Annotated in this window: 3 protein-coding genes and 1 pseudogene; 3 read left to right on the forward strand and 1 reads right to left on the reverse strand. The window is 75.6% G+C overall.

What is annotated here, in order from left to right; translation table 11 throughout:
* The first annotated feature begins 132 nt into the window (after positions 1-132).
* The gene (locus tag AOK18_RS27000) at positions 133-393 is read left to right on the forward strand and encodes a DUF5955 family protein (RefSeq protein WP_240503328.1); all 261 of its coding nucleotides are present in this window, start codon (positions 133-135) and stop codon (positions 391-393) included.
* 82 nt (positions 394-475) lie between these two features.
* On the opposite strand, the gene AOK18_RS27005 is transcribed toward AOK18_RS27000, so the two are convergent.
* On the reverse strand, positions 476-1,279 hold the full coding sequence (locus AOK18_RS27005; RefSeq protein WP_055574248.1) for an IclR family transcriptional regulator: 804 nt from the start codon (positions 1,277-1,279) through the stop codon (positions 476-478).
* Positions 1,280-1,507: 228 nt separating this feature from the next.
* On the opposite strand from AOK18_RS27005, the gene allB reads away from it, so the two are divergent.
* Positions 1,508-2,848, forward strand: coding sequence for an allantoinase AllB (gene allB, locus AOK18_RS27010; RefSeq protein WP_055696030.1), 1,341 nt, complete (start codon positions 1,508-1,510; stop codon positions 2,846-2,848).
* Positions 2,849-2,965: 117 nt separating this feature from the next.
* Positions 2,966-3,469: pseudogene (locus tag AOK18_RS27015) on the forward strand (allantoicase); the annotation flags it as partial.

Here is a 3,469-nt window from a genome sequence, read left to right on the forward strand (position 1 = left end):
GGTGCGCCTCCCCACCGGCCGACGGGGCGGCGGGGCCGGTGGGGAGGCGCACCACCGCGTGCGAGGGGGAGGACTGTGTTGCGGAGCGTAGAGCAGCAGCGTGCGACCGGCAGTCGAGCGGACGATCCACGGGTGACGGAGCTGCGCTCCGCCGTGGCCCGGCTGCGCCGCCAACTGGCGGCCCATCCGGCGGAATTCCCCGACCGGGTCATCGCGGAGGAGGAACTCGCCGCCCTGGACGCCCACGCGGCCGGCGGCAATCCCGAGATTCCCCGGTTACGCCGTTCCCTGCTGCTGATCGCCGGCGCGATCGGCTCGGTGAGCGCACTGGGCCGGGGGCTGGGGGAGGTGCGGGACGCGGTGGACCTGTTCGGACCGTCACCGAGGGGCTGACGCAGGTCCGTTCGCGCGGCTCTCGCAGGGGGCGTGCGCGGGCGCTGCGACCACGCGGGACGGCCGGCCGGGGCGGGCCGGGTCAGACCGTCGGACCGCCCGGCGCGGTGAGCACCTCGGAGAGTTCCCCCGCCACCTGCCGGAGCACCGGCACGATCCGCTCCGTCGCCGCCTCCGTGACCCGTCCCGCGGGACCGGAGATCGAGAGGGCGGCCGGGGTGGGGGCGTCGGGCACGGGGACGGCGAGGCACCGCACGCCGACCTCCTGCTCGTTGTCGTCGACGGCGTAGCCCCGGCGGCGCACCTCGTCGAGCGCGGCCAGGAAACCCTCCGGCGTGGTGATGGTCCTGTCCGTCGCCGCGGGCATCCCGGTGCGGGCGAGCAGGGCCCGCACGTCCTGCGGCGGCAGGCCGGCCAGCAGGGCCTTGCCCACGCCGGTGGAGTGCGGCAGGACCCGGCGGCCGACCTCGGTGAACATCCGCATGGAGTGCTTGGACGGCACCTGCGCGACGTACACGACCTCGTCCCCGTCGAGCAGGGCCATGTTGGCCGTCTCGCCGGTCTCCTCCACCAGACGGGCCAGGTGCGGGCGCGCCCAGGTGCCCAGCAGCCGGGAGGAGGACTCGCCGAGCCGGATCAGGCGCGGGCCGAGCGCGTACCGGCGGCTGGGCTGCTGGCGCACGTAACCGCACGAGACCAGGGTGCGCATCAGCCGGTGGATCGTCGGCAGGGGCAGTCCGCTGCTCGCCGACAGCTCGCTGAGGCCCACCTCGCCGCCCGCGTCCGCCATCCGCTCCAGCAGGTCGAAGGCGCGCTCGAGGGACTGCACTCCGCCGCCCGGAGCGGACCGGACGGAGTCGTTGGCGCTGGCGCTGGACGTCGGCACGACGCGTTCCTTTCGGACGGGCGGGAAGGAGGGGCAGCCTATCCGGCGGCCGGGCCGGCCGGCCTTCTGCCCCTCCCCGCATCCCGCTCACCGGAGTATCGATTCCGCTCACCGGAACCGTCCAAGGGTGGCCGCCGTCGCCCGCACGGGCGCGGTGTCCTTGACGGTGCGGGAGCGGGAGCGGAGACTCCTTCAACAGAACGTTGAAACCGGGGTGAGGGGGTGCGGGTGCCCGACGCCGGACTGGTACTGCGCTCGACGCGCGTCATCACCCCCGAAGGGACGCGGGCCGCCTCGGTCGCCGTCACCGACGGCACGATCACGGCCGTCCTGCCCCACGGGGCGCCGGTCCCCGGGACGGCCCGCCTCGCGGACCTCGGCGACGACGTCCTGCTGCCCGGCCTGGTCGACACCCACGTGCACGTCAACGATCCGGGCCGCAGCGAGTGGGAGGGCTTCCGGTCCGCCACCCGCGCGGCGGCGGCCGGCGGCATCACCACGCTCCTCGACATGCCGCTCAACTCCCTCCCGCCGACCACGACGACCGCCCACCTGCGCACCAAACGGCGGGCCGCCGCCGGCCGGACCCACGTCGACGTCGGCTTCTGGGGCGGCGCCCTGCCCGGCAACACCGGGGACCTGCGGCCGCTGCACGAGGCCGGCGTCTTCGGTTTCAAGGCCTTCCTGTCGCCGTCCGGCGTCGACGAGTTCCCGCACCTGGGACCGGACCGGCTCGCCCGGACCCTGGAGGAGATCGCCGCCTTCGGCGGACTGCTCATCGTGCACGCCGAGGACCCGGACCGCCTCGCCGCCGCCCCGCAGCGCGGCGGCCCCCGGTACGCCGACTTCCTCGCCTCCCGCCCGCGCGACGCCGAGGACACCGCCGTCGCCCTGCTCCTCGCGCAGGCGGAACGCCTCGACGCGCGCGTGCACCTCCTGCACCTGTCCTCCGGCGACGCCCTGCCGCTGATCGCCCGGGCCAGGACCGACGGAGTACGCGTCACCGTCGAGACCTGCCCCCACTACCTGACCCTCGCCGCCGAGGAAGTCCCGGACGGAGCCACCGAGTTCAAGTGCTGCCCGCCCATCCGCGAAGCCGCCAACCAGGACCCGCTCTGGCGGGCACTGGCGGACGGCGTCATCGACTGCGTGGTCAGCGACCACTCCCCGTCCACCGCCGACCTCAAGACGGCCGACTTCGCCACCGCCTGGGGCGGTGTCTCCGGCCTCCAGCTCGGCCTGCCCGCCGTCTGGACCGGGGCCCGCGCACGGGGACACGGCCTGGAGGACGTCGTGCGCTGGATGTCGGCACGGCCGGCGGAACTCGTCGGCCTCGACGACCGCAAGGGCGCCATCGCACCCGGCCGGGACGCCGACTTCGCCGTCCTGGCCCCCGACGACACCTTCACCGTCGACCCGGCGGGACTCCAGCACCGCAACCGCGTGACGGCGTACGCCGGCCGGACCCTGTACGGCGTCGTGAAGTCCACCTGGCTGCGCGGCCGGCGCATCATGGCCGACGGCGAGTTCACCGCACCACGGGGCCGGCTGCTGACCCGCCTCCCCTGACCGGCGGGGGGAGGGAGAACGGCGGACGGCCGGCACCCGCCGGCCACCGGCCGGGAACCCGCCCCCGCTCATGCCCGGCGGCCCCCGCCGGCCGGCGAAAGGCAGGACCGGACCACCGTGACCACGCAGCCCGCCCACCCGGCACCCCGCTTCACCGGTGCCGCACGCCCCTACGACGGGGGCGACCCGTACGCGGACTACCGCACCGCCGACTTCCCCTTCAGCCGGCTCACCGACCTCGCCGACCGCCGACTCGGCGCCGGTGTCGTCGCCGCCTCCGACGAGTTCTTCGCCGAACGCGAGAACCTGCTGCTGCCCGGTCGCGCCGTGTTCGACCCCGGGCGCTTCGGCCCCAAGGGCAAGGTCATGGACGGCTGGGAGACCCGGCGCCGCCGCGGCCCCTCCGCCGGGGACCCCTGGCCGGCGGAGGGGGACCACGACTGGGCGCTGATCCGCCTCGGCGCACCCGGAGTCGTCCACGGCGTCGTCGTCGACACCGCCCACTTCCGCGGCAACCACCCCCGGGCCGTGTCGGTCGAGGGCGCCTCGGTGCCCGGCACCCCGGGACCGGAGGAACTGCTGTCGGACGAGACCGGGTGGACGACGCTGCTCCCGCCCACC

This window comes from Streptomyces prasinopilosus (assembly GCF_001419695.1).
GTDB lineage: Bacteria > Actinomycetota > Actinomycetes > Streptomycetales > Streptomycetaceae > Streptomyces > Streptomyces prasinopilosus.